Source organism: Pseudomonas sp. LBUM1668 (assembly GCF_059695715.1).
Map to the genome: position 1 here is coordinate 1102909 of NZ_CP166787.1, position 26445 is coordinate 1129353.

The following is a 26445-nucleotide window of genomic DNA, read 5'->3' on the forward strand; positions in this document are numbered from 1 at the left end:
TGGAGTGTCTGGTTTGATCGTCTTCCGTTATCTGTCCCGCGAAGTTCTGTTGACCCTCAGCGCCGTGAGTGCGGTGCTGCTGGTCATCATCATGAGCGGTCGCTTCATCAAATACCTCGCTCAGGCCGCTGCCGGTCAGCTCGATCCGGGCTCGCTGTTCCTGATCATGGGCTTTCGCCTGCCGGGCTTCCTGCAGTTGATTCTGCCGCTGGGCCTGTTTCTCGGGATCCTGCTGGCCTACGGTCGCCTGTACCTGGAAAGCGAAATGACCGTGCTCTCGGCCACCGGCATGAGTCAGCAGAAGCTGCTGCGCATGACCCTGTTTCCGGCGACGCTGGTTGCGCTGGTCGTGGCCTGGCTGAGCCTGGGTCTGGCGCCGCAAGGTGCCAACCAGTTCCAGTTGCTGCTGAACAAGCAGGACGCGCTGACCGAATTCGACACCCTGGAGCCTGGTCGCTTTCAGGCCCTGCGCGACGGCAGTCGGGTGACTTACACCGAAACCCTGAGCGATGATCGCGTCAATCTGGGCGGCGTGTTCATCTCGCAGAAGAACCTTGGCGCCGATCAGAAGGACCGCGGGATTTCCGTACTGGTAGCCGAATCGGGTCGCCAGGCAATCCGCCCCGACGGCAATCGCTACCTGATCCTCGATAACGGCTATCGCTACGACGGCAGCCCGGGCCAGGCTGATTACCGCGCCATTCATTACGAGAACTATGGCGTGCTGCTGCCCAAGCCGGACGTCAGTGAAGAAGTCACCGACCGTGACGCCATGCCGACTTCGTCCTTGCTGGGCAGCGACGACATCCGCTCCAAGACCGAACTGCAATGGCGCCTGTCCCTGCCATTGCTGGTGTTTATCGTGACCCTGATGGCGGTGCCGCTGTCGCGAGTCAATCCGCGTCAAGGGCGCTTCCTCAAGCTTCTGCCGGCGATTCTTCTTTATATGGCTTACCTGACCATCCTGATTGCCGCGCGCGGCGCCCTTGAAAAAGGCAAGATCCACCCGACGCTCGGCTTGTGGTGGGTGCATGCGATCTTCCTGTTCATCGGCCTCGGCCTGCTCTATTGGGAGCCGCTGCGCCTGAAGATGGCCAGCCGTCGCGCCGCTGCGCTGGAGGTGGCTCGTGGTTAAACTCGACCGCTACATCGGCAGCAGCGTGTTCATGGCGATCATCGCTGTGTTGGCGATCATTCTCGGCCTGGCGACACTGTTTGCCTTCATCGATGAAATGGGAGACGTCAGCGAAACCTACACCTTGGTTGACGTGCTGAGCTTCGTGCTGCTGACCGCACCGCGTCGTCTTTACGAAATGCTGCCGATGGCGGCGTTGATCGGCTGTCTGATTGGCCTCGGCAGTCTGGCCAGCAGCAGCGAGCTGACCGTGATGCGCGCCGCGGGCGTATCCATCGGCCGTATCGTCTGGGCGGTCATGAAGCCAATGCTGGTGCTGATGCTGGCCGGCGTGCTGATCGGCGAATACGTCGCGCCAGCCACCGAAAGCATGGCCCAGGCCAACCGCTCGCTGGCTCAGGGCAGTGGCGACGCGCAAAGCGCCAAGCACGGCATGTGGCACCGTCAGGGTGAAGAGTTCATCCACATCAATGCCGTGCAACCCAACGGCCTGTTGTATGGCGTGACCCGCTACCACTTCGACAAGGAGCGCCATCTGCTGAGTTCGAGCTTTGCCAAAAAGGCCGAGTTCGACGGCGATCACTGGCAGCTCAGCGACGTGTCGACCACCAGGTTCAATGAGCGCAGCACTGAAGTCGTGAACATGCCAACCGAGCGTTGGGATGTGGCACTGAGCCCGCAATTGCTCAGCACCGTGGTCATGGCGCCGGAATCGCTGTCGATCAGCGGTTTGTGGGGTTACATCCACTATCTGGCCGAGCAGGGCCTGAGCAACGGTCGTTACTGGCTGGCATTTTGGGTCAAGGTGTTGCAGCCGCTGGTGACCGCTGCACTGGTACTGATGGCAATCTCCTTTATCTTCGGCCCGTTGCGTTCGGTGACATTGGGTCAGCGTGTGTTCACGGGTGTGCTGGTGGGTTTCACCTTCCGCATCGTCCAGGATTTGCTCGGCCCATCGAGCCTGGTGTTCGGTTTCTCGCCTTTGTTTGCGGTGCTTGTACCGGCTGGGGTCTGTGCGCTGGCGGGTGTCTGGCTGCTTAGACGAGCCGGTTGATGAACAAGCTTTCATCCGCCGTTTAACCTTGAAAACGCCTCGGTCGACAGATCGGGGCGTTTTTGCATGCAATCCGGGTGACAGGTGAACGTGACGCTTGCGCCGTGTATCAGGTACAATTCCCGGCTATTTTTCGGCGGGCTATGCCTGCAGCCTTTTTGAGTGTTGATCCGTGAGTGATTTGAGTCATATCCGCAATTTCTCCATCATCGCCCACATTGACCATGGCAAGTCGACGCTGGCCGATCGCTTCATCCAGATGTGCGGCGGCCTGGCCGAGCGTGAAATGGAAGCCCAGGTACTGGATTCCATGGACCTGGAGCGTGAACGCGGGATCACCATCAAGGCCCACAGCGTCACCCTTTATTACACCGCCAAAGACGGCATCAAATATCAGCTGAACTTCATTGACACCCCGGGCCACGTCGACTTCACCTATGAAGTCAGCCGTTCCCTGGCTGCGTGCGAAGGTGCATTGCTGGTAGTCGACGCGGGTCAGGGTGTTGAAGCCCAGTCCGTGGCCAACTGCTACACCGCTATCGAGCAGGGCCTTGAGGTCATGCCGGTACTGAACAAGATCGACCTGCCACAGGCCGACCCTGATCGCGTCAAGGACGAGATCGAGAAGATCATCGGCATCGACGCCACCGACGCCGTCACCTGCAGCGCCAAAACCGGCCTGGGTGTCGATGAGGTGCTCGAGCGTCTGGTACACACCATTCCTGCGCCAACCGGCAATATCGAAGATCCGCTGCAAGCGTTGATCATCGATTCCTGGTTCGACAACTACCTGGGCGTTGTTTCCCTGGTACGTGTCCGTCACGGCCGCGTGAAGAAGGGCGACAAGATCCTCGTCAAGTCCACCGGCAAGATCCATCTGGTCGACAGCGTTGGCGTGTTCAACCCGAAACACACCGCCACGGCTGATCTGAAGGCCGGCGAAGTGGGCTTCATCATCGCCAGCATCAAGGACATTCACGGTGCTCCGGTGGGTGACACCCTGACGCTGAGCTCGACGCCGGACGTTGAAGTGCTGCCAGGCTTCAAGCGTATCCAGCCACAGGTTTACGCCGGTCTGTTCCCGGTCAGCTCCGACGACTTCGAAGATTTCCGCGAAGCGCTGCAGAAGCTGACCCTCAACGACTCGTCGCTGCAATACACCCCGGAAAGCTCCGACGCACTGGGCTTCGGCTTCCGTTGCGGGTTCCTCGGCATGCTGCACATGGAAATCATCCAGGAACGTCTCGAGCGCGAGTACGACCTGGACCTGATCACCACGGCGCCGACGGTAATCTTCGAGCTGGTGCTGAAAACCGGTGAAACGATTTACGTCGACAACCCATCCAAGCTTCCGGATGTGTCGTCGATCGAAGACATGCGCGAGCCGATCGTGCGGGCCAACATTCTGGTGCCGCAGGAACACTTGGGCAACGTCATCACCCTGTGCATCGAGAAGCGTGGCGTTCAAGTCGACATGCTGTTCCTCGGCAATCAGGTGCAGGTCACCTACGACCTGCCGATGAACGAAGTGGTCCTGGACTTCTTCGACCGTCTCAAATCCACCAGCCGCGGCTATGCTTCGCTGGACTACCATTTCGATCGTTACCAATCGGCTAATCTGGTGAAGCTGGATGTGCTGATCAACGGCGACAAGGTCGATGCCCTGGCGTTGATCGTGCACCGTGACAACTCGCACTACAAAGGTCGCCAGTTGACCGAGAAGATGAAAGAACTGATTCCGCGTCAGATGTTCGACGTCGCGATCCAGGCCGCCATCGGTGGTCAGATCGTTGCCCGGACAACCGTCAAGGCACTCAGAAAGAACGTATTGGCCAAATGCTACGGTGGTGACGTCAGCCGTAAGAAGAAACTGCTGGAGAAGCAAAAGGCCGGTAAGAAACGCATGAAGCAGGTCGGCAACGTGGAAATTCCACAAGAAGCCTTCCTCGCAGTGCTCAGGTTGGATAGTTAGGTCCTATGTCACTAAATTTCCCGCTGTTGCTGGTCATCGCCGTGTTCGTCTGCGGCCTGTTGGCGTTGCTTGATCTGTTGATCCTCGCGCCGCGTCGGCGTGCTGCCATTGCCTCCTATCAGGGCAGCGTCAGCCAGCCTGACGGGGTAGTGGTCGAGAAACTGAACAAAGAGCCGCTGCTGGTTGAATACGGCAAGTCGTTCTTCCCGGTGTTGTTCATCGTGCTGGTGCTGCGTTCGTTCCTGGTGGAACCGTTCCAGATTCCATCCGGCTCGATGAAGCCGACCCTGGACGTCGGCGACTTCATTCTGGTGAACAAGTTTTCTTACGGGATCCGCCTGCCGGTGATCGACAAGAAAATCATCGAAGTCGGTGATCCACAGCGTGGCGATGTGATGGTGTTCCGCTACCCGAGCGACCCTGCCGTCAACTACATCAAGCGTGTAGTCGGCTTGCCGGGCGATACCGTGCGATACACCGCTGACAAGCGTCTGTTCGTCAATGGCGAGTCGATTGCCGAGCAACTGGTCGGCTCCGAGCCGGGCACGCTGGGCAGCGCAGAGCTCTACAAGGAAAAACTCGGCGCTGCCGAGCACCTTATCCGCAAGGAAATGGGCCGCTACCGCACCCCGCCGGATCGTACGTGGACAGTGCCGGCCGGGCACTACTTCATGATGGGCGACAACCGCGACAACTCGAACGACAGTCGCTACTGGGATGATCCGAACATTCCCAAGGATCTGCTGGGCATGGTTCCCGACCAGAATATCGTCGGCAAGGCCTTCGCGGTCTGGATGAGCTGGCCGGAACCGAAACTCAGCCACCTGCCGAATTTCTCGCGGGTTGGCCTGATCAAGTAATCACACACGGCGCTGTTGACCACAGCGCCGAATGCATTTCTGGAGTCGACACAATCGGCTTCGCTATCGCCAGGATTTAATTTTTGAACACAGCGTTAATTGTCCCAGGCCTGCGCCGTACCCCGGCGATGGCGGTGGAATCCAGCTTTGAACACAGCGTGGGTAAACCGTGAGCGCCTCATTAAGCCGTCTCGAGCGTCAGCTCGGTTACACCTTCAAGGATCAGGAGCTGATGCTCCTGGCCCTTACGCACCGCAGTTTTGCCGGGCGCAACAACGAACGCCTGGAATTCCTCGGTGACGCCATCCTCAATTTCGTCGCCGGCGAAGCACTGTTTGATCGCTTCCCGCTGGCCCGCGAAGGCCAGTTGTCGCGTTTGCGCGCACGTTTGGTGAAAGGTGAGACGCTGGCCGTACTGGCTCGCGGTTTCGACCTCGGCGATTATTTGCGTCTGGGTTCCGGTGAACTGAAAAGCGGCGGTTTTCGTCGCGAATCGATTCTGGCCGATGCCCTTGAAGCACTGATCGGTGCGATCTACCTCGACGCCGGCATGGACGTCGCCCGCGAACGCGTACTGGCCTGGCTGGCCGGCGAGTTCGAAGGCCTGACGCTGGTCGACACCAACAAGGATCCAAAGACCCGCCTGCAGGAACATCTGCAATCGCGCGGTTGCGACCTGCCACGTTACGAAGTGGTGGATATCCAGGGTGAGCCGCACTGCCGAACCTTCTTCGTCGAATGCGAAGTTGTCTTACTGAATGAAAAAAGCCGAGGTCAGGGTGTGAGCCGTCGTATTGCCGAACAGGTAGCGGCCGCCGCAGCACTGATTGCCCTGGGCGTGGAGAATGGCAATGACTGATACAAACGCAACTCGCTGTGGCTATGTTGCCATCGTCGGCCGTCCCAACGTGGGCAAGTCCACGCTGCTGAACCACATCCTGGGCCAGAAGCTCGCGATCACCTCGCGCAAGCCGCAGACCACTCGCCACAACATGCTCGGGATCAAGACCGAGGGTGACGTGCAAGCGATCTACGTCGACACCCCGGGCATGCACAAGGGTGGCGAAAAGGCGCTGAACCGCTACATGAACAAGACCGCTTCGGCGGCGTTGAAAGACGTCGACGTGGTGATCTTTGTGGTTGATCGCACCAAGTGGACCGACGAAGACCAGATGGTTCTGGAGCGCGTGCAGTACGTGACCGGCCCGCTGATCGTCGCACTGAACAAGACCGATCGCATCGAAGACAAGGCCGAGCTGATGCCGCACTTGTCGTGGTTGCAGGAGCAGCTGCCGAACGCGCAGATCATCCCGATTTCGGCGCAGCACGGGCACAACCTTGAAGCGCTGGAAAAGGTGATTGCCAACCACTTGCCGGAAAATGATCACTTCTTCCCGGAAGACCAGATCACCGACCGCAGCAGCCGTTTCCTTGCCGCCGAACTGGTGCGCGAGAAAATCATGCGCCAGATGGGCGCCGAGCTGCCGTACCAGATCACCGTCGAGATCGAAGAATTCAAGCAGCAGGGCAAGACCCTGCACATTCACGCCTTGATCCTCGTCGAGCGTGATGGCCAGAAGAAGATCATCATCGGCGACAAGGGCGAGCGCATCAAACGCATCGGCACCGAAGCGCGCAAGGACATGGAGCTGCTGTTCGACTCCAAGATCATGCTCAACCTGTGGGTCAAGGTGAAGGGCGGCTGGTCCGACGACGAGCGTGCATTGCGCTCGCTGGGTTACGGCGACCTGTAAGCGGTACCAAGATCAAAAAATCGCAGCCTTCGGCAGCTCCTACAGAGTTTTGTGTATACCTGTAGGAGCTGCCGAAGGCTGCGATCTTTTTTGCAATCTCCGACCGGGAAACAGCCCTCATGTCGCAAAACCCGCCTCCCGCCCAACCCGCCTACGTCCTCCACTCACGCGCCTACCGCGAAAACAGCGCTTTGGTGGATTTCCTCACGCCGCAAGGTCGGCTGCGGGCGGTGTTGCGCAGTGCGCGGGGCAAGGCCGGGACACTGGCGCGGCCATTTGTGCCGCTGGAAGTGGAGTTTCGTGGCAAGGGTGAACTGAAGAACGTCGGGCGCATGGAGAGTGCCGGAACCGCGACCTGGATGGTTGGCGAGGCACTGTTCAGCGGCCTCTATCTAAACGAGCTGTTGATCCGCTTGCTGCCTTCGGAAGATCCGCATCCGGCGGTGTTCGATCACTACGCCGCGACTTTGTCGGCCCTGGCTGAAGGCCGACCGCTGGAACCCTTGCTGCGCTCCTTCGAATGGCGATTGTTGGATGATCTTGGCTACGGCTTTTCCATGAACACTGATGTTCACGGCGAACCTGTCGCGCCGGACGGTCTCTATCGCCTGCAGGTGGATGCAGGGCTTGAACGCGTCTATCTGCTGCAACCGGGGCTGTTCAATGGCACCGAATTGCTGGCCATGGCCGAAGCCGATTGGTCGGCGCCTGGTGCATTGTCCGCTGCCAAGCGGTTGATGCGTCAGGCATTGGCCGTTCACTTGGGCGGTCGTCCTCTCGTCAGTCGCGAGCTGTTTCGCAAGCCCTGATCTCACGTATGCTGTGCGCCGAATCTTTTCCTTCAGGAGCGCGCATCCGTGACCACCAGCAATCGCATTCTTCTTGGCGTGAACATCGACCACGTCGCCACCCTGCGTCAGGCCCGTGGCACGCGCTATCCGGATCCGGTCAAGGCTGCGCTGGACGCGGAAGAGGCGGGCGCTGACGGTATCACCGTGCACCTGCGTGAAGACCGCCGCCACATTCAAGAACGCGATGTGCTGCTGCTCAAGGATGTGCTGCAAACCCGCATGAACTTCGAAATGGGCGTCACCGAAGAAATGATGGTGTTCGCCGAACTTATCCGCCCGGCGCACATTTGCCTGGTACCGGAAACCCGTCAGGAACTGACCACCGAGGGCGGTCTGGACGTGGCGGGACAGGAAGCGCGGATCAAGACCGCGGTTGAGCGGCTGTCGAAAATCGGCAGTGAAGTGTCGCTGTTCATTGACGCCGACGAGCGCCAGATTGCTGCGTCGAAACGTGTCGGCGCACCGGCGATTGAGCTGCACACCGGGCGTTATGCCGATGCCGAAACCCCGGCTGAAGTCGCTGAGGAATTGAAGCGTGTCGCGGACGGTGTGGCGTTTGGCCTGGCGCAGGGGCTGATCGTCAATGCCGGTCATGGCCTGCATTACCACAACGTTGAGGCGGTGGCGGCGATCAAGGGCATCAACGAGCTGAACATCGGCCATGCGCTGGTGGCGCATGCGTTGTTCGTGGGTTTCAAGTCTGCAGTGGCTGAGATGAAGGCGCTGATTCTGGCGGCTGCCTTGAAGGGCTGAAGATCAAAAGATCGCAGCCTGCGGCAGCTCCTACAGGGGGATCATGCTAACCCCGCAATTTTGCGGCGCATGTGATCCCCTATAGGAGCTGCCGAAGGCTGCGATCTTTTGCTTTTAAAGCGGAGCAGGCTCTTGGGTCGGCTTGGACTTGTCGATCGCCGGCACATGCAGGTTGCCCTCGGCCACTTGATCACCCTCAAGCTGCGGTTGGGTCACCCAGGTAAGAATGTCGTAGTAACGACGGATGTTCGCCACGAAATGCACGGGCTCGCCGCCTCGGGCGTAGCCGTAGCGGGTTTTGCTGTACCACTGCTTCTGCGACAGACGCGGCAGTATTTTCTTCACGTCCAGCCACTTGTCCGGATTCAGCCCTTCCTTGGCCGTCAGTTTGCGCGCGTCATCCAGATGACCGATGCCGACGTTGTACGCCGCCAGTGCAAACCAGGTGCGATCCGGCTCCTTGATCGAATCATCAAGCTGATCCTTCATATAAGCGATGTACTTGGCGCCGCCCATGATGCTCTGCTTCGGGTCGAGGCGGTTGGACACGCCCATCGCCTGAGCGGTGTTCTGGGTCAGCATCATCAAGCCGCGCACGCCGGTTTTCGAGGTGACTGTCGGTTGCCACAGCGATTCCTGATAACCGATGGCGGCGAGCAGGCGCCAGTCGACTTTCTCTTTTTTCGCATAGTTCTTGAAGTGCTGTTCGTATTTCGGCAGGCGCTGCTGCAAATGTTGGGCAAACGTGGTGGCGCCCATGTAGCCAAGGACGTCGACGTGGCCGTAGTAGCGGTCTTTCAAGCGTTGCAAGGTGCCGTTCTTTTGCACCTTGTCCAGATAAGCGTTGATTTCGTTGAGCAGGCTGTTGTCTTCGCCCGGGCCTACCGCCCAGCTCTGGCTGCGCGCATCGCCGAGGTCGAAGGCCACGCGGATGTTGGTGAAGTAAACCTGATTCATTGCCACTTCGTTGGAGTCGACCAGGGTCAGGTCGATCTGGCCTTCATCGACCATGCGCAACAGGTCGACCACCTCGACAGCGTCGGACTCTTCGTATTCGATGCCGGGAAATTTCTGTTTCAGCTCGGCCAGTTGCTCGGCGTGGGTGCTGCCCTTGAGCACCATGATCTTCTTGCCGACCAGATCACCGGCATCGGTCGGCCGCGACTGGCCGTTGCGATAGATGATCTGTGGCGTGACTTCCAGGTAGGAGTGGGAGAATCGCACCTGCTGCTTGCGCTGGTCGCTGCTGACCAGACCGGCAGCCGCCAGTACCGGCCCGTTGGGCTTGCCGATCTGGTTGAAGAGGTCGTCGAGATTGTCGGCGGTCTCGATTTTCAGTTCGACACCCAAATCGTCGGCAAAGCGCTTCACCAGCTCGTATTCGAAGCCGGTTTCACCACTGCGATCCTGGAAGTAGGTGGCGGGGCTGTTTCGGGTAATCACCCGCAGCACGCCATCCTCCTTTACGCGCTCGAGTGTGTTGGGTTTATCAACACAGCCACCGAGCATCAGGAAGAGTCCGGTTGCGATCAGCCATTTGGCGTACCGCGGACGCAAAGCCGTTGGGAAAAACATTTGCGCAGTATACGCAAAGGACTGCGGGCGCCATATCTCGACAGTGCAGGGCGACTCTGCTAGAGATCACAAAACCAGCCGAAACCCCGCAGAAACGGGCCTGAAGGGCATTTTGTTACAGTAAAAATTAACGTTGTTCACTTGTCCCGTAAATTTGACTCTCGAGGCAGAAACACAGATCGACACCCGAGTGCAACCGTGCGTAGCGTTTCGGGTGATGTTGAGGGCGGTTTAGGCTAGAATGCACGGCCTCAAAGCACACCCCTTCCCGAGGCTGTCCCGAAGATGTTGATCCTGCGCGGCGCTCCTGCCCTTTCTGCCTTTCGCCACAGCAAACTCCTTGAGCAACTGAGCCAGAAAGTTTCGGCTGTCAGTGGCTTGTATGCTGAATTCGCTCACTTCGCCGAAGTTACCGGCGTCCTGACCGGCGACGAACAGCAGGTGCTTGCGCGCCTTCTGAAGTACGGTCCAAGTGTTCCGGTTCAAGAGCCGACCGGCCGTCTGTTCCTGGTGTTGCCGCGTTTTGGCACCATCTCGCCATGGTCGAGCAAGGCCAGCGACATTGCCCGCAATTGCGGCCTGAGCAAGATCCAGCGTCTGGAGCGCGGCATCGCGTTCTACGTGGCCGGTCAGTTCAGCGACGCCCAAGCGCAGCAGATTGCTGATGTATTGCATGACCGCATGACGCAAATCGTCCTCGGCAACCTTGAGCAGGCCGCCGGTCTGTTCAGTCACGCCGAGCCGAAGCCGCTGACGGCGATCGACATCCTCGGTGGCGGTCGCGCCGCGCTGGAAAAGGCCAACACCGAGCTGGGTCTGGCCTTGGCCGAAGACGAGATCGACTACCTGGTCGACGCCTTCAACGGTCTCAAGCGCAACCCGCACGACATCGAACTGATGATGTTCGCCCAAGCCAACTCCGAGCACTGCCGTCACAAGATCTTCAACGCCAGTTGGGATATTGATGGTGAGAACCAGGAAAAAAGCCTGTTCGGCATGATCAAGAACACCTACGTGATGCACAGCGAAGGCGTTCTGTCGGCTTATAAGGACAACGCTTCGGTGATCGTCGGCAACGTTGCCGGCCGTTTCTTCCCGAATCCTGAAACCCGCCAGTACGGCGCGGTGCAGGAGCCGGTGCACATCCTGATGAAGGTTGAAACCCACAACCACCCGACCGCGATTGCCCCGTTCCCGGGCGCATCCACCGGTTCCGGTGGCGAGATCCGTGACGAAGGCGCAACCGGTCGTGGCGCCAAGCCAAAGGCTGGCCTGACCGGTTTCACCGTATCCAACCTGCAGATCCCGGGCTTCGAACAGCCGTGGGAAGTGCCGTACGGCAAGCCTGAGCGCATCGTTACGGCGCTGGACATCATGATCGAAGGCCCGCTCGGCGGCGCCGCGTTCAACAACGAATTCGGTCGTCCGGCCCTGACCGGCTACTTCCGTACCTTCGAACAATCGATCACCACCCCGCACGGTGACGAAGTTCGCGGTTACCACAAGCCGATCATGCTGGCCGGTGGTATGGGTAACATTCGCGAAGAACACGTCAAGAAAGGCGAAATCGTCGTTGGCTCCAAGCTGATCGTGCTTGGCGGCCCGGCGATGTTGATCGGTCTGGGCGGCGGCGCGGCTTCCTCCATGGCCACCGGCACCAGCTCGGCGGATCTGGACTTCGCTTCGGTTCAGCGTGAAAACCCTGAAATGGAACGTCGCTGCCAGGAAGTCATCGACCGTTGCTGGCAACTGGGTGACAAGAACCCGATCAGCTTCATCCACGACGTCGGCGCGGGCGGTCTGTCCAACGCCTTCCCGGAACTGGTCAACGACGGCGAGCGCGGTGGTCGTTTCGAACTGCGCAACATTCCAAACGACGAGCCGGGCATGGCCCCGCACGAAATCTGGAGTAACGAATCCCAGGAACGTTACGTGCTGGCCGTTGGCCCTGAAGACTTCGCGCGCTTCCAGGCCATTTGTGAACGCGAGCGTTGCCCGTTTGCCGTCGTTGGTGAAGCCACCGCCGAGCCGCAACTGACCGTGACCGATAGCCACTTCGGCAACAACCCGGTGGACATGCCACTGGAAGTGTTGCTGGGCAAAGCCCCGCGCATGCACCGTTCGGTGGTACGTGAAGCCGAGCTTGGCGATGACTTCGATCCGTCGAATCTCGACATCAGCGAAAGCATCGAACGCGTTCTGCATCACCCGGCTGTTGCGAGCAAGAGCTTCCTGATCACCATCGGCGACCGCACCATCACTGGCCTCGTCGCCCGTGACCAAATGGTCGGCCCATGGCAGGTTCCGGTGGCCGACGTTGCCGTTACCGCCACCAGTTTCGACGTTTACACCGGTGAAGCGATGGCGATGGGCGAGCGTACTCCGCTGGCTCTGCTGGACGCTCCGGCGTCGGGCCGCATGGCCATCGGCGAAACCCTGACCAACATTGCCGCTTCGCGCATCAACAAGATCTCCGACATCAAACTGTCGGCGAACTGGATGTCGGCTGCCGGCCACCCGGGCGAAGACGCGCGTCTGTACGACACCGTGAAAGCGGTCGGTATGGAGCTGTGCCCTGAGCTGGGCATCACCATTCCGGTGGGCAAGGACTCGATGTCCATGGCCACGCGCTGGAATGACAACGGTGAAGAAAAAACCGTGACCTCGCCGATGTCGTTGATCGTGACCGGTTTCGCGCCAGTGGCTGACATCCGTCAGACCCTGACTCCGGAACTGCGCATGGACAAGGGCACCACCGACCTGATCCTGATCGACCTCGGTCGCGGTCAGAACCGCATGGGTGCTTCGATCCTTGCTCAGGTTCACGGCAAGCTCGGTTCGCAAGCGCCGGACGTCGATGATGCTGAAGATCTCAAAGCCTTCTTTGCCGTGATCCAGGGCCTCAACGCCGACGGTCACCTGCTGGCTTACCACGACCGCTCCGACGGTGGTCTGCTGACCAGCGTCGTGGAAATGGCCTTCGCCGGTCATTGCGGTCTGAGTCTGAACCTCGATGGTCTGGCTGAAACGTCGGCCGACATCGCCGCGATCCTGTTCAACGAAGAACTGGGCGCCGTGATCCAGGTTCGTCAGGACGCCACGCCAGACATCCTCGCGCAGTTCAGCGCTGCCGGTCTGGGCGATTGCGTTTCGGTGATCGGTCAGCCAATCAACAACGGCCAGATCAACATCACCTTCAACGGTGACACCGTGTTCGAAGGCCAGCGTCGTTTGCTGCAGCGTACCTGGGCTGAGACCAGCTACCAGATCCAGCGTCTGCGCGACAACGCCGACTGCGCCGAACAAGAGTTCGACGTGCTGCTGGAAGAAGACAACCCGGGCCTGAGCGTCAAGCTGAGCTATGACGTCAACCAGGACATCGCCGCGCCGTACATCAAGAAAGGCATCCGCCCACAGGTTGCCGTGCTGCGTGAGCAGGGCGTCAACGGTCAGGTGGAAATGGCCGCCGCGTTCGACCGCGCCGGTTTCAACGCGATCGACGTGCACATGAGCGACATTCTGGCCGGCCGTGTCGACCTGAACGAGTTCAAAGGTCTGGTGGCGTGCGGTGGTTTCTCCTACGGCGACGTACTCGGCGCCGGTGAGGGCTGGGCCAAGTCGGCACTGTTCAACAGCCGCGCCCGTGATGCGTTCCAGGGTTTCTTCGAACGTAACGACAGCTTCACCCTCGGTGTGTGCAACGGTTGCCAGATGATGTCCAACCTCCACGAGCTGATCCCGGGCAGCGAGTTCTGGCCGCACTTCGTGCGCAACCGTTCCGAGCAGTTCGAAGCGCGTATGGCAATGGTTCAGGTTCAGGAATCGAACTCGATCTTCCTGCAGGGCATGGCCGGTTCGCGTATGCCGATCGCCATCGCTCACGGTGAAGGTCATGCCGAGTTCTCCAGCGAAGAAGCACTGCTGGAAGCGGATCTGTCGGGTTGCGTGGCGATGCGCTTTGTCGACAACCATGGCAAGGTCACTGAATCGTATCCGGCCAACCCGAACGGTTCGCCGCGCGGGATTACCGGTCTCACCAGCCGTGATGGCCGTGTGACGATCATGATGCCGCACCCGGAGCGTGTGTTCCGTGCCGTGCAGAACTCGTGGCGTTCGGAAGACTGGAACGAGGACGCACCTTGGATGCGTATGTTCCGTAATGCTCGGGTCTGGGTGAACTAAGGCCTGTGTACAAGCTCGCTTTTTTTGTTCCTGACAGTCATGTCGAGGTGGTCAAGGGGGCTGTGTTCGCTGCCGGTGGTGGGCGGATTGGTGACTATGACCACTGTGCGTGGCAGGTGCTTGGTCTGGGCCAGTTTCGACCTTTGGACGGGAGTCAGCCGTTCATTGGCGAGGCGGGGCAGGTTGAGCGGGTTGAGGAATGGAAGGTTGAGCTTGTTGTTGCGGATGAGTTGATTGTTGCTGTTGTGGCGGCTTTGAAGCTTAGCCATCCGTACGAGACACCGGCTTATGAGGTGTGGCGGCTGGAAGATTTCTGATCTTCCTTGCTGCTGAAACAGGAAACCCGCAGATCAGTGATTGTCTGCGGGTTTTTTGTTGCCTGCGATCTGCTTTTCTGTAGGAGTGAGCCTGCTCGCGATGGCGCCCTGACAGGCGACCATGCTCTGTCTGATTGAGAGAATATCCATTTCTTCGAGTGCTGCGGCTGGCGGTTTCGCCCTTACGGCGACTCACTTTTTTACAAGCGCCTAAAAAAGTAAGCAAAAAACGCTTGCCCCAACGTTCGGCCCGCTCGCTAAAGCTCGGGGTTCCTTCGCTCCGGTATCCATCCGGGCGCATCGTCTCCGGTTTGCTTCGCTGCACCTCCTCTCGATGTGTTTGGCTTCGCCAAACGGTCGCTGCGCTCCCACCCCCGGATGAATCCCTCCGCTCAGCCTGCCGACGGGGCGGGTGGATCAAGGTCAAGAGCTGCAGCCGAGCTAACGCTCATCCTGTTGGTTGGTGAGGAGCAGGAGCGAGTAGGTGGCGCTGCTTTGCTTTTCTGTGGGAGCTGGCTTGCCAGCGATGGCGGCCTGACAGCCGACCAGTCTCTGAGGGTGTAGCTATCCCCTGTAGGAGCTGCCGAAGGCTGCGATCTTTTGATTTTGATGTTGAAACGTCAAAGTCAAAAGATCGCAGCCTTCGGCAGCTCCTACACGGGGTGTATTTCAATTCGGTATGTTTAGTTGTGTGTGAAACAGACAGAGGATTCCCACAAGGTTTTCAGGTTGTCCGTCGGACGTGCGGTCTCTAGGCTTGAGTTGTCACTGCCAATGCGGTGATCGGGCGTGAGAACCCGGGTAAGTGTCATTCCAGCGCCAGTAGTCCCATAATTGCCGCCAGCTCATTCGCTGCTGCATTTTTATGGTGGCTATGTGCGGGCGGACTTCGGTCCGGCCGGAGGTTTGCTGGTCTTTGCCCGGTTTCTCACCCCGCACATAGCTGCCACCCAATTCGCCGCGTGAGAAACGGTATTTGGATGGCTCCAACCAGCAAGGACCGATCCATGACTAAAATCGTCCCCGACCCACCCGAAACCAAAACCCCACTCGAAGAAGCCCTCCGCGCTGAGGAGCAGGCCCGAAACCGCGAAGCCATCAAGCGCGCCCTCGACTTCTACCTGTGCCCCGAACCCGCAAAACCTCGCCGACCGAGCACCATGTTCATGGTCTGCCCCCAGGCCGACACCGAAAGCCTGCTCGCTCACGCGGTCGAATCGTTGGCCAGCGCAAGCGCCGCCGCCAGCAACTTCGCCAATGAGCTAAGCGGTCTGCAGCGCAGCACGGCATTAGGCATCCAGCAAATCGTCATGCTCGCCGAACTGGCAGTAAACCGGGCGCTGGATCGAGTCGACCCGCAAACCTGACGACCGTGTCACCGTTCATCGCCAGCAGGCTGGCTCCACCGGGGCGTGCACGATCTTGAGAACACTGCACAACCTGTGGGAGCCTGGCTTGCCAGCGATGGCGGCTTGCCAAACGACTTGACTCTAGGGGTTGAGAGCATCCCTTGTAGGAGCTGCCGAAGGCTGCGATCTTTTGATCTTGCCTTTGACTGTCAAAAAACAAAGTCAAAAGATCGCAGCCTGCGGCAGCTCCTACATGGGTGAAGTGGTAGGTCAGACCTTGGCGCCGACCTCGCTACGATTGACCAATGCCTCAATCGCCCCACTCAAACTCGCCGCCTTATCCCCCACCAACAAATGCCAAACCCCACCTTCCAACTGGCTGACACCTTGGCAGCCCAATTCCTTCAACTGAGCCTCGGACAACGCCTTGCCATCCGCCAGCAACAGCCGAATACGGCTCATGGCGATGCAATCCAGTTGCAGCACATTGCCGCCGCCGCCCAGTGCATTCAGCCATTTCTGTGCCTCGGCGCCCGCGACCATCAGCGCTTTCGGCTCTTCGACAACGGCAACAGATTCGGCAATAACAGCACGCCCCAACGCCGGCATCGCCAGGCGAATTTCATCGGCAATGCTGTCGGCCAGCGGCCCGACCACTACCTGCAAACTCCCACCTTTACCCGGACGCACAACCGCCATTGCACCCAGTGCTTTCAGATCGGCATCCGAGGCCTTGTTGCGATCCACCATCTCCAGCCGCAATCGCGTGGTGCAAGCGCCAACAGTCAGCAGGTTTTCAGCGCCGCCCAATGCTTTGATGTAGGCACTGGCGCGCTCGTTTTCAGTCAGTACGGCTTTCTCACTGACAGCGACATCTTCTCGGCCCGGCGTCTTCAGGTTGAATCGACGAATACAGAAATCAAACACGGCGTAATACACAACTGCATAAGCCAGCCCGACCGGGACCACCAGCCAACCATTGGTGGACTTGCCCCAGCCCAGCACCATGTCAATAAAGCCGCCAGAGAACGTAAAGCCCAAATGAATGTTCAGCGCATTGGTGATCGCCATCGCCAGCCCGGTCAGCAGCGCGTGCAGCAGAAACAGCAGCGGCGCCAAAAACATGAAGGCGAATTCGATTGGCTCGGTCACCCCGGTCAGGAATGAAGTCAGCGCCATCGACAGGAAGATCCCGCCCATGACTTTGCGGCGTTCCGGCAAAGCATTGCGATACATCGCCAGGCACGCGGCGGGCAGGCCGAAGATCATCATCGGGAACATGCCGGTCATGAACTGGCCGCCCTTCGGATCGCCGGCGAAATAGCGCGACAGGTCGCCGGTCACTAGTGCGCCAGTGGTCGGGTCGGTGAAGTTGCCGAAGACGAACCACGCCATGTTGTTGAGGATGTGGTGCAGGCCGGTGACGATCAGCAGGCGATTGAACACGCCGAAGACAAACGCGCCGATGCTGCCGCTTTCCATCATCAGGGCGCCGAAAGCGTTGATGCCGTGCTGGATCGGCGGCCAGATGTAGCCGAACACCACGCCCAGGCCGACGGCCGCGAATCCGGTGACAATCGGCACGAATCGTCGGCCACCGAAGAACGCCAGATACTCCGGCAGCTTGATGTCCTTGAAGCGGTTGTACAGTGCGCCGGCCATCAGGCCGCTGACGATCCCGGCGAGCATGCCCATGTTGATGCTCGCATCGAGCACTTTAAGGGTGGAGATCATCACCAGATAACCGATCACCCCGGCCAGGCCCGCGGTGCCGTTATTGTCCTTGGCGAAACCGACGGCGATGCCGATGGCGAAGATCATTGCCAGGTTGGCGAAAATGACTTGGCCGGCGTCGTGAATGATCGCGATGTTCAGCAGATCGGTGTCACCCAGACGCAGCAGCAGGCCGGCGATGGGCAGGATCGCGATCGGCAGCATCAGCGCACGCCCGAGGCGTTGCAGGCCTTCGATGAAGAGTTGATACATGGCGGTTCTCCTTCTTGTTGTTATTAGCGCAGAGGCCAGTGTTGGTGGCAGGCGTGACGTACCGCGGCGGCGCTGCTCAGCTTGAGCAGGTCACGGGCGAGGCGTTGGCATTCGGCTTCGTGCAACTGACGCACGCGATCCTTGATTTCACCGATCTGCACCGGACTCACCGACAATTCAGTGACGCCGAGGCCGATCAACACCGGCGTCGCCAGCGGGTCGGATGCCAACGCACCGCATACACCGACCCAGCGCTTGTGCACCGCCGCGCCTTCGCAGGTCATGGCGATCAGGCGCAGCAGCGCCGGGTGCAATGCATCCACCCTTGCGGCGAGGCCGGCGTGGTCGCGGTCCATGGCCAAGGTGTATTGGGAGAGATCGTTGGTGCCGATCGACAGGAAGTCTGCATGTTCGGCCAGTTGTTCGGCTTGCAACGCGGCGGCCGGGACTTCGATCATCACGCCGATTTCCGGGCGCTGAGTGATGTTCAGCTCAAGGCACAACGCATCGACGCGCTCACGGATGTGCAGCAGTTCTTCGACTTCAGTGACCATCGGCAACAGGATCCGGCAACGCTGTAACGGGCTGATTTGCAGCAGTGCGCGCAGTTGTTGATCGAGGATTTCCGGGCGGGCCTGAGCCAGACGAATGCCGCGCAGACCCAGCACCGGGTTGGCTTCGGTCGGCAGCGGCAGATAGTCGAGTTGCTTGTCGCCGCCGACGTCGATGGTGCGGATGATCACCGACTTGTCGCCCATCGCATCGATGACCGCTTGATAGGCACAGCGTTGTTCTTCGACGTCCGGTGCGGTCTGGCGATCAACGAAAAGGAATTCGGTACGCAGCAGGCCGACGCCATCGGCGCCGTTTGCAAAGGCGTCTTCAGCTTCAGCGCTGGAGGCGACATTGGCGACGACTTCGATGGTCACACCGTTGCGGGTTTCGGCCGGCAGATGCGCTTTGGCTTGCTGCGCATCGCGGCGTTGCTGGCGCTCGATTTGCATTTGTTGGACTTCAGCCAGTCGCTCAGCGCTTGGCGTCAGTTCGAGGCGACCGCCATCGGCATCAAGCACCACCGCGTGGCCTTGCGGTTGATCGAGCAGTGCTGAACCTAGCGCAACCATGCAGGGCAGACCTTTACCACGCGCGAGAATCGCCACGTGAGAAGTCGCGCCGCCCTCGGCCATGCACAAACCGGCGACACCTTGCGCGCTGAGTTGCAGCAGATCCGACGGCGTCAGTTCATGGGCAGCGACGATGGCGCCGGTCGGTACGTCGTAGTGCCAGGCCTCGCCGAGCAGGGCGCGCAACACGCGTTGCTTGAGGTCGCGCAGATCGTTGGCGCGCTCGGCCAGCAGCGCGCTGCCGGTGTGTTGCAGGACTTCGCACTGGACATCAATCGACTGGCTCCAGGCGTGAGTTGCTGCGGTGCCTTGGTTGATGGATTGCTGTGCAGCGTCGAGCAGGGCCGGGTCTTCCAGCAATGCCAAATGCGCGGCGAAGATGGCTTCTTCATCGGCATTACGTTGTTTTTTCGCCTGGGCTAGGGTGCCGTTGATTTCGTTGCGTACCTGGGTCAGCGCAGTCTCAAGTTTCTGCTGCTGTTCCAACAGATCATGATTGCCGGCATCCACTGGCAAGTTGATGGTGTTCAAACGAAATAACGGCCCGCCGACTAATCCCGGTGCGGCGCAAACACCCTGCAACACGCCAGCCTCGGCCGGACGCTTGGGGGATGCACCGCGCACAGGTGCGGCGGCGTGATGATCATCCGGCAGTGCGGTGGCCAATGCGCTGAGCAACGCTTGCAGCGCGGCTTCGGCGTCCGGTCCCTGACAGCTGACTTGCACTTCATCCTGCTCGCCGATCGCCAGCGCCATCAACCCGATCAGGCTGTTGCACGGCGCCGATTTGCCGGCGAAATGCAGCTGCGACTGGCTTTTGAAACGCTGCGCAGTCTGACGAATCAGCGCAGCGGGGCGCGCATGCAAACCGCCTCGATGCGCAACCAGCACATAACCGTTAACCTCAGGCCCGCCGATTTCTTCTGCATTCGCCGCCGAAGCGTTGCGCGCCACGATGTGCAACAACGGCTCGCCGACTTTCACCGGTTTCAGGGTGATCGGTCGCACCTGAAAATCCTGGCTGTTGGTCAGGATCAACAGGCTGACCAGGCTTTTGCATTGCTGGCCGACTTTGTCCAGGTCGTAGCGCAACAGCGGCTGTCCGTTGCTCACTCGCACGCCTTCCTTGACCAGCATCGAAAAGCCTTCGCCGTTCAGCTCAACGGTGTCGAGGCCCAGGTGCAGAAGGATTTCCGCGCCATTGTCGGCGCGCACGGTGAGGGCGTGGCCGGTGCGGGCGACGTGAATGATCACCCCGGCGCATGGCGAATACAGGGTGTCGTTGAGTGGATCGATGGCAATGCCATCGCCCATCGCGCCGCTGGCGAACACCGCGTCCGGGACTTTGGCGAGCGTGAGCACCGGGCCGCTGAGCGGGGCGCTGAGGGTCAGCTCTTTATTGTTGTTGTTTTGCATGGCTCGGTCTCATCAGTAGTTCGGAATTTCGCGATTGCACGGTGTTGCTGAATGCCTGCATCGCGATCTCACGTTTTCGCTGAACCCTGTAGGAGCTGCCGAAGGCTGCGATCTGTTGATCTTGATCCATAAAAACAAGATCAAAAGATCGCAGCCTTCGGCAGCTCCTACAGGTCGCTCATCAGTGGTCAGTGCGTGCGGGTCACTTTGCTCAGGTGGCGCGGTTGATCCGGGTCCATGCCTCGGGCCACGGCCAAACCTGCGGCCATCACGTAGAAACTCTGGATGGCCAGAATCGGGTCGAGGGCCGGGTGTTCGGCACGGGTCAGGGTCAGGTCGCGTTCGCTCACATCATCTGGCGCGGCCAGCAATACCCGGGCGCCGCGTTGACGCATTTCTGCCGCAAGGCTCAACAGACCAGCCTGTTCGGCACCGCGTGGGGCGAACACCAACAGTGGGTAGTGCTCGTCAATCAGCGCCATCGGGCCGTGACGCACTTCGGCGCTGCTGAACGCTTCGGCCTGGATCGCCGAGGTTTCCTTGAATTTCAATGCCGCTTCCTGGGCAATGGCAAAACCGGCGCCACGGCCGATGACCATCAGTCGCTCGCAATCGCGCAGGGCGTCGATGGCCACGCTCCAGTCCTGCTGCGCTGCTGCACGCAAGCCTTCAGGCAAGGCGTTGTGCGCCTCAAGCAGTTCGCTGTCTTCTTTCCAGTGCGCGACCAAACGGGCGCTGGCGCTGAGGGTGGCGATAAAGCTCTTGGTCGCGGCGACGCTGCTTTCGATGCCGGCGAGCAGCGGCACGCTGAATTCACACGCGGCTTCCAATGGCGAATCGGCGGCGTTGACCATCGACACGCTCAGCGCGCCACGCTTGCGCAACAAACGCAGGCTGTTGACCAGATCCGGGCTTTGGCCCGATTGCGAAAAGGCAAACGCCACCTGACCGCTGACCTTCAGCGGGGCCTGCTGCATGGTCACCACCGACATCGGAATCGACGCCACAGGCACGCCCAGTTGCTGCATGGTCAGGTAGGCGAAGTAGCTCGCTGCGTGGTCGGAGCTGCCGCGCGCGATGGTCATTGCCACTTGTGGCGGCTGACGGCGCAGACGCCCGGCGATCTCGATCAGTTGCGGGTCGAGTTGCTGCAGTTGGGCTTGCACGGCCTCGAACGAGGACAGCGCCTCTTCAAGCATTTTTGAAGTCAATGTCTTCTCCTTCGACCATGACGGCGGTCAGTGTGAGTGAGCGATCCAGCCGCACGCAGTCGGCCCAGGCGCCGGGTACAAGGCGCCCGCGTTCGGTGATGCCGAGATAGTCGGCGGGGAATTGCGAAAGACGTTGCGAAGCCTCGGCAATCGGCAAACCGATCTTCACCAGATTGCGCAGGGCTTGATCCATGGTCAGCGTGCTGCCGGCCAGCGTGCCGTCGGGCAGGCGCACGCCGCCCAGGCATTTGGTCACGGTGTGGCTGCCGAGTTTGTATTCACCGTCGGGCATGCCAGCGGCGGCGGTCGAATCGGTAACGCAATACAGGCACGGGATCGAACGCAGGGCGACGCGGATGGCGCCGGGGTGCACGTGCAACAAATCCGGAATCAGCTCGGCGAATTTGGCGTGGGCCAGTGCCGCGCCGACGATCCCGGGTTCGCGGTGATGCAGCGGGCTCATGGCGTTGTACAAATGGGTGAAGCTGGTCGCGCCGGCGTCCAGTGCGGCGACGCCTTCCTCGTAACTGCCGAGGGTGTGGCCGATCTGCATGCGGATGCCGCGACTGCTGAGTTCACGAATCAAAGCGTCGTGGCCGGCGATTTCCGGAGCAATGGTGATCACGCGAATCGGCGCCAACGCCAGATACTCTTCGACCTCGGCCATCAACGCGGTGTGGGCGAAGTTTGGTTGGGCGCCGAGTTTGCCGGGATTGATGTACGGGCCTTCAAGGTGCACGCCGAGCACTCGCGCGCTGCCTTTCGGACGCTGTTCGCAGAACTCGCCGACCTCTTTCAAAACGCTGGAAATCTCTGCGCTCGGTGCGGTCATGGTGGTGGCCAGCAGCGAGGTGGTGCCGAAACGCACGTGGGTTTTGGTGATGGTCTCGAAGGCGCTGGCGCCTTCCATGATGTCTTTGCCGCCACCGCCGTGAACGTGCAGGTCGATGAAGCCCGGCAGCAGATACGGCAGGTCGTTATCTGCCGGATCGCAAGGCACGCCTTCGATCGACACGACTTTGCCGTGTTCGTGAATCAGCCGGCCGCGAATCCAGCCGCTGGCGGTGAGGATGTTGTCTTCGGACATTTTGGTTCTCGCTTATGGCTGCTCTTAACGACGCAGCTCTGCAACAAAGTCGTAGTAGTCGTTGCGGCAATAGGTGTCGGTGACTTCGATCGGCGTGTTGTCTTCCAGATAGCCGACCCGGGTCATCAGCAGCATGGCGGTACCGGGGGCGATGCCGACCAGGGCGGCAAACTCGTCCGAGGCGTTGATCGCCTGAATGTGCTGCAAGGCGCGGACGATCGGTTTGCCGATGCCGTCGAGGTATTCGTAGAGCGAATCGCCCACCGCTTGCGGCTTGGGCATGATCGAGGCGGGCAGGGTACTCATCTCGATGGCCATCACGGTGTCGTCGGCTTTGCGCAGGCGTTTCATGCGCGCGACCTTGTCGTTCGGCGACAGGCTGAGACGGATCAGTTCTTCGTGGGTCGGCAGGGTGATTTCTCGCTCCAGCCATTGCGAGCTGGGCACGAAGCCCTTGAGGCGAAGCATTTCACTGAAGCCGGAAAGGCGTGAAAGAGGTTGTTCCAGGCGTGGGGTGATGAACGTGCCGGAACCTTGCAAGCGCCGGATCAGGCCTTGGTCGAACAACACTTCCAGCGCCTTGCGGGCGGTGACTCGGGAGATGCCGAGCTGCTCGCTGAGATTGCGCTCCGAAGGCATCGCCTGTTCGGCTTTCCACTGACCGGAATGAATCGCCGCTTCCAGGTTGCGCGCCAGTTGCAGGTACAGCGGCGTCGGCTGGGAGTCGTCGGGGCGTAGGACGTGGAGGTCATTCATGTCGGTCATTTCCGGCGCGAGTATTGGATTGTTGTGGCTCGCTTGTGGGGCGGAAATTAATACCACTTGAATACCATGTCAACGCAGTGAAATGGCCATTAGGCCAATGAAATGGCGGGTTTTAGGTCGGTGGGCTTTAAGTGGTATTAGGGATGGACTGTAAAACGCAAAAGATCGCAGCCTTCGGCAGCTCCTACAGTAGGAAGTGGTATCAACCCTGTAGGAGCTGCCGAAGGCTGCGATCTTTTGATTTATTTTTTGCAGGTGACCGGCGGTCGGTGATTAAGGGCGGATTTCGATCATCGTGCCGTCCGGCACCAGACCCCACACTTCGCGCATATCGACGTTGCGCATGGCGATGCAGCCGTCGGTCCAGTCCAGGGTGTGCAGCAGGTCTTCGGGGTTTTCTTCCGTGTCCGGCGTGCCGTGAATCATGATCATCCCGCCGGGCTCGACGCCTTCACGGCGGGCGCGGGCCGAATCGGTGATGTTCGGGTAGGAAATGTGCATCGACAGATTGAATTTCTCGCTGGTCTTGCGCCAGTCGATCCAATAAAAGCCTTCAGGTGTACGTTTGTCGCCTTCTATCAGTTTCGGACCCTTTTTCGCGCCCTTGCCAAGCGAGATGCGATAGGTTTTGAGCGGCTTGCCGTCGGCAATCAACTGCAGACGATGAGCCGATTTGAGCACCAGGACTTTTTCGATCATCGGGGTGTTTGAAGGCGTCACGGTGGTCACGAATGACGCTTGCGAGACCGTAACGAACGACAGGCAGAACAGGGCAAGCAACCAGCGCATTGAAACGATTCCCCAGGAAGTGACGCAAATATGACGTTAAGTGTAGGAGCTGCCGCAGGCTGCGATCTTTTGATCTTCTAGCCGGTGCCGTCGCTGGATCAAATAATGACCGGCTGGGCCAGCGGCGGAATCGATTCGGAACGAACCGGGTAGGTCTCGGCGCGCCGATCCGCGAAGAAGCATTCTAAGGTACGCCCCACCGTGCGGAAAGCCAGCTCGTCCCATGGAATGTCGGCTTCGTCGAATAGTTGCACTTCCAGGCTCTCGGGGCCGGCAGCAAAATCTGGCTCGGCCAGCTCGGCGCGGAAGAACACATGCACCTGACTGATGTGTGGCACGTCGATCAGGGTATAGATGCTCAGGTTGCGCACCCGGGCGCAGGCTTCCTCGGCGGTTTCGCGGATCGCGGCCTGCTCGATGGTCTCGCCGTTTTCCATGAATCCGGCGGGCAGGGTCCAGTAACCGAGGCGCGGTTCGATGGCGCGGCGACAGAGCAGCACTTTAGTGCCCCAGGTCGCGACACAGCCGGCGACGATATTGGGGTTCTGATAGTGAATGGTCTGACAGCTATCGCAGACAAATCGCAGTCGCGAGTCGCCCTCGGGAATGCGCTGGGTCACCGGGTTACCGCACTGGCTGCAAAATTTCATGCTTGGGTTCCTGAAGGCTGCGCCTATCTTGGCGTGCAGCGGTGTCGGTCGGCAAGTTGTCGTTTCGCGACATGGCCCCGTGAGGGGGTTGGGCGGCTGCAATGATTGGTGCATGATGCAGGGTAAGGCACAGATCGAGAACACTCATGCTGGACGAGCTACTGCATAGGGTAAGCAACCACACACCGCGCACGCTGGAGACCGACAAACGTTTCCCCGAGGCCGCCGTTCTGGTGCCGATCACCCGCAGTGACGAGCCGGAACTGGTGCTGACCCTGCGGGCCAGCGGCCTCTCGACCCACGGCGGCGAAGTGGCCTTTCCCGGTGGGCGCCGCGACCCGGAAGATCCCGATCTGATCTTCACCGCGTTACGCGAAGCCGAAGAAGAAATCGGCCTGCCGCCAGGGCTGGTCGAAGTGATCGGTCCGCTTAGCCCGCTGATCTCCCTGCACGGTATCAAAGTCACGCCTTATGTCGGCGTCATCCCCGATTTTGTCGAATACCAGCCCAACGACGCAGAAATTGCCGCCGTGTTCAGCGTCCCGCTGGAATTCTTCCGTACCGATCCCCGCGAACACACCCATCGCATCGACTATCAGGGCCGCAGTTGGTACGTGCCGAGCTATCGATACGGTGAGTACAAGATCTGGGGGCTGACGGCGATCATGATTGTCGAGTTGATCAATCTGCTCTATGACGCGAAAATCAGCCTGCATCAGCCGCCCAAAAGCTTTATCAACACCTGAAGTCATAAGCCATCGTTCGAATGGCCACTCGTGAGCCCTGAGGAAAACAAGATGAAATACCGCTTGGGCGACGCCCGTGTCGAGACCCACCCACAGAGCTGGGTCGCCCCCAACGCTGTGCTGGTGGGCAAGGTCAAGCTGGAAGAGGGCGCCAACGTCTGGTTCAACGCCGTACTGCGCGGCGACAACGAGTTGATCCTGATCGGCAAGAACAGCAATGTGCAGGATGGCACGGTGATGCACACCGACATGGGCTACCCGCTGACCATCGGCACCGGTGTGACCATTGGCCATAACGCCATGCTGCATGGCTGCACAGTTGGCGATTACAGCCTGATCGGCATCAACGCGGTGATTCTCAATGGCGCAAAGATCGGCAAAAACTGCATCATCGGCGCCAACTCGCTGATTGGTGAAAGCAAGGAAATCCCCGATGGCTCGCTGGTCATGGGTTCGCCAGGCAAAGTCGTGCGTGAGCTGACCGAGCCGCAGAAGAAAATGCTCGAAGCCAGCGCCGCCCACTATGTGCATAACGCTCAGCGTTATGCCCGCGATCTGGTTGAGCAGGAAGAATGACTACGCCGGAAAGACCAGTCGCCTCGCCGTGCGTGAATATTTGTGCGCTGGATGAGGCTGATATTTGCACCGGGTGCCAGCGTACGGTGGCGGAGATTACGCGCTGGAGCCGGATGAATAACGATGAGCGGCGGGTGGTGTTGGGGTTGTGTCATGAGCGGGCGAAGGCGAGTGGGTTGGTGTGGATGATAGGTAAGACGCCGGGCCAATAATTCAAGATCAAAAGATCGCAGCCTTCGGCAGCTCCTACAGGTTCAGTATTCATCTGCGGAATGGGCGGCGAACACGGTTAA

The 26445-nt window shown here is 59.8% G+C and carries 22 protein-coding genes; 14 read left to right on the forward strand and 8 right to left on the reverse strand.

The genetic code is table 11. The annotated features are described in order from the left end of the window. The first annotated feature begins 13 nt into the window (after positions 1–13). From lptF to pdxJ, 8 genes are all read left to right on the forward strand, one after another. Positions 14–1135, forward strand: coding sequence for an LPS export ABC transporter permease LptF (gene lptF, locus ACA061_RS04815; RefSeq protein WP_497300724.1), 1122 nt, complete (start codon positions 14–16; stop codon positions 1133–1135). Next, positions 1128–2189, forward strand: coding sequence for an LPS export ABC transporter permease LptG (gene lptG, locus ACA061_RS04820; RefSeq protein ID WP_150594934.1), 1062 nt, complete (start codon positions 1128–1130; stop codon positions 2187–2189). Before lptF ends, lptG begins: the two co-directional genes overlap by 8 nt. A 172-nt stretch (positions 2190–2361) precedes the next feature. After that, entirely contained in the window at positions 2362–4161 is a 1800-nt protein-coding gene (gene lepA / locus ACA061_RS04825) for a translation elongation factor 4 (protein WP_016986097.1), read from the forward strand. 5 nt (positions 4162–4166) lie between these two features. Beyond that, on the forward strand, positions 4167–5021 hold the full coding sequence (gene lepB, locus ACA061_RS04830) for a signal peptidase I (RefSeq protein WP_150617216.1): 855 nt from the start codon (positions 4167–4169) through the stop codon (positions 5019–5021). A gap of 169 nt (positions 5022–5190) precedes the next feature. After that, positions 5191–5880 carry a ribonuclease III gene (gene rnc, locus ACA061_RS04835; RefSeq protein WP_042557788.1) on the forward strand — a complete coding sequence of 230 codons (690 nt, stop codon included), beginning with the start codon at positions 5191–5193 and terminating at the stop codon, positions 5878–5880. Further along, on the forward strand, positions 5873–6775 hold the full coding sequence (era, locus tag ACA061_RS04840) for a GTPase Era (protein WP_042557789.1): 903 nt from the start codon (positions 5873–5875) through the stop codon (positions 6773–6775). Before rnc ends, era begins: the two co-directional genes overlap by 8 nt. 119 nt (positions 6776–6894) lie before the next feature. Continuing rightward, complete coding sequence (gene recO / locus ACA061_RS04845; RefSeq protein ID WP_150603749.1) at positions 6895–7584, forward strand: DNA repair protein RecO; 690 nt, start codon at positions 6895–6897, stop codon at positions 7582–7584. Between the two features lie 48 nt (positions 7585–7632). Next, entirely contained in the window at positions 7633–8379 is a 747-nt protein-coding gene (pdxJ, locus tag ACA061_RS04850; RefSeq protein ID WP_497300727.1) for a pyridoxine 5'-phosphate synthase, read from the forward strand. A gap of 114 nt (positions 8380–8493) precedes the next feature. Here the strand turns inward: pdxJ and mltF are convergent, their stop codons facing one another. Then, positions 8494–9954: a membrane-bound lytic murein transglycosylase MltF gene (gene mltF, locus ACA061_RS04855; protein WP_150603751.1), complete on the reverse strand. Its 1461-nt coding sequence runs from the start codon at positions 9952–9954 to the stop codon at positions 8494–8496. Positions 9955–10239: 285 nt separating this feature from the next. On the opposite strand from mltF, the gene purL reads away from it, so the two are divergent. The 3 genes from purL to ACA061_RS04870 all read left to right on the forward strand — a co-directional run bounded on the left by purL (position 10240) and on the right by ACA061_RS04870 (position 15820). Then, positions 10240–14136 carry a phosphoribosylformylglycinamidine synthase gene (purL, locus tag ACA061_RS04860; RefSeq protein ID WP_497300729.1) on the forward strand — a complete coding sequence of 1299 codons (3897 nt, stop codon included), beginning with the start codon at positions 10240–10242 and terminating at the stop codon, positions 14134–14136. Positions 14137–14141: 5 nt separating this feature from the next. Beyond that, a complete protein-coding gene (locus tag ACA061_RS04865; RefSeq protein WP_042607740.1) occupies positions 14142–14453 on the forward strand; it encodes a YqfO family protein in 312 nt (103 codons plus the stop codon). A 1007-nt stretch (positions 14454–15460) separates the two neighbouring features. Then, positions 15461–15820, forward strand: coding sequence for a DUF6124 family protein (locus ACA061_RS04870; protein ID WP_497300731.1), 360 nt, complete (start codon positions 15461–15463; stop codon positions 15818–15820). Positions 15821–16072: 252 nt separating this feature from the next. Here ACA061_RS04870 and nagE read toward each other — a convergent pair whose 3' ends face one another. From nagE to ACA061_RS04905, 7 genes are all read right to left on the reverse strand, one after another. Further along, positions 16073–17788 (reverse strand): N-acetylglucosamine-specific PTS transporter subunit IIBC, encoded by a 1716-nt coding sequence (nagE, locus tag ACA061_RS04875; protein ID WP_210554576.1) that lies wholly within the window; start codon positions 17786–17788, stop codon positions 16073–16075. 23 nt (positions 17789–17811) lie between these two features. Further along, entirely contained in the window at positions 17812–20328 is a 2517-nt protein-coding gene (gene ptsP / locus ACA061_RS04880) for a phosphoenolpyruvate--protein phosphotransferase (RefSeq protein ID WP_497300732.1), read from the reverse strand. A 188-nt stretch (positions 20329–20516) separates the two neighbouring features. Next, complete coding sequence (locus tag ACA061_RS04885) at positions 20517–21539, reverse strand: SIS domain-containing protein (protein WP_497300733.1); 1023 nt, start codon at positions 21537–21539, stop codon at positions 20517–20519. After that, positions 21520–22626, reverse strand: a complete 1107-nt coding sequence (gene nagA, locus ACA061_RS04890) for an N-acetylglucosamine-6-phosphate deacetylase (protein ID WP_210554579.1) — start codon at positions 22624–22626, stop codon at positions 21520–21522. The genes ACA061_RS04885 and nagA overlap by 20 nt, the downstream gene beginning before the upstream one ends. A 24-nt stretch (positions 22627–22650) precedes the next feature. Continuing rightward, on the reverse strand, positions 22651–23382 hold the full coding sequence (locus tag ACA061_RS04895) for a GntR family transcriptional regulator (RefSeq protein ID WP_042557811.1): 732 nt from the start codon (positions 23380–23382) through the stop codon (positions 22651–22653). Positions 23383–23664: 282 nt separating this feature from the next. Beyond that, positions 23665–24180 carry a L,D-transpeptidase family protein gene (locus ACA061_RS04900; protein ID WP_150617226.1) on the reverse strand — a complete coding sequence of 172 codons (516 nt, stop codon included), beginning with the start codon at positions 24178–24180 and terminating at the stop codon, positions 23665–23667. A 98-nt stretch (positions 24181–24278) separates the two neighbouring features. Continuing rightward, positions 24279–24830: an NUDIX hydrolase gene (locus ACA061_RS04905; RefSeq protein WP_210701489.1), complete on the reverse strand. Its 552-nt coding sequence runs from the start codon at positions 24828–24830 to the stop codon at positions 24279–24281. A 146-nt stretch (positions 24831–24976) separates the two neighbouring features. Between ACA061_RS04905 and ACA061_RS04910 the strand changes: the two genes are divergently transcribed. The 3 genes from ACA061_RS04910 to ACA061_RS04920 are packed head-to-tail and all read left to right on the forward strand — an operon-like array spanning position 24977 to position 26364. Further along, complete coding sequence (locus ACA061_RS04910; protein WP_150594921.1) at positions 24977–25576, forward strand: CoA pyrophosphatase; 600 nt, start codon at positions 24977–24979, stop codon at positions 25574–25576. A gap of 51 nt (positions 25577–25627) precedes the next feature. Continuing rightward, on the forward strand, positions 25628–26152 hold the full coding sequence (locus tag ACA061_RS04915; protein ID WP_497300736.1) for a gamma carbonic anhydrase family protein: 525 nt from the start codon (positions 25628–25630) through the stop codon (positions 26150–26152). Further along, complete coding sequence (locus ACA061_RS04920) at positions 26149–26364, forward strand: DUF1289 domain-containing protein (RefSeq protein WP_150603762.1); 216 nt, start codon at positions 26149–26151, stop codon at positions 26362–26364. Before ACA061_RS04915 ends, ACA061_RS04920 begins: the two co-directional genes overlap by 4 nt. The last annotated feature ends 81 nt before the right edge of the window (positions 26365–26445 follow it).

Coding starts and splice junctions, on each gene's coding strand:
- lepB (WP_150617216.1), top strand. CDS start 4,167: ATGTCACTAAATTTCCCGCTGTTGCTGGTCATCGCCGTGTTCGTCTGC.
- era (WP_042557789.1), top strand. CDS start 5,873: ATGACTGATACAAACGCAACTCGCTGTGGCTATGTTGCCATCGTCGGC.
- recO (WP_150603749.1), top strand. CDS start 6,895: ATGTCGCAAAACCCGCCTCCCGCCCAACCCGCCTACGTCCTCCACTCA.
- mltF (WP_150603751.1), bottom strand. CDS start 9,954: ATGTTTTTCCCAACGGCTTTGCGTCCGCGGTACGCCAAATGGCTGATC.
- purL (WP_497300729.1), top strand. CDS start 10,240: ATGTTGATCCTGCGCGGCGCTCCTGCCCTTTCTGCCTTTCGCCACAGC.
- ACA061_RS04870 (WP_497300731.1), top strand. CDS start 15,461: ATGACTAAAATCGTCCCCGACCCACCCGAAACCAAAACCCCACTCGAA.
- nagE (WP_210554576.1), bottom strand. CDS start 17,788: ATGTATCAACTCTTCATCGAAGGCCTGCAACGCCTCGGGCGTGCGCTG.
- ptsP (WP_497300732.1), bottom strand. CDS start 20,328: ATGCAAAACAACAACAATAAAGAGCTGACCCTCAGCGCCCCGCTCAGC.
- nagA (WP_210554579.1), bottom strand. CDS start 22,626: ATGTCCGAAGACAACATCCTCACCGCCAGCGGCTGGATTCGCGGCCGG.
- ACA061_RS04895 (WP_042557811.1), bottom strand. CDS start 23,382: ATGAATGACCTCCACGTCCTACGCCCCGACGACTCCCAGCCGACGCCG.
- ACA061_RS04900 (WP_150617226.1), bottom strand. CDS start 24,180: ATGCGCTGGTTGCTTGCCCTGTTCTGCCTGTCGTTCGTTACGGTCTCG.
- ACA061_RS04905 (WP_210701489.1), bottom strand. CDS start 24,830: ATGAAATTTTGCAGCCAGTGCGGTAACCCGGTGACCCAGCGCATTCCC.
- ACA061_RS04910 (WP_150594921.1), top strand. CDS start 24,977: ATGCTGGACGAGCTACTGCATAGGGTAAGCAACCACACACCGCGCACG.
- ACA061_RS04915 (WP_497300736.1), top strand. CDS start 25,628: ATGAAATACCGCTTGGGCGACGCCCGTGTCGAGACCCACCCACAGAGC.
- ACA061_RS04920 (WP_150603762.1), top strand. CDS start 26,149: ATGACTACGCCGGAAAGACCAGTCGCCTCGCCGTGCGTGAATATTTGT.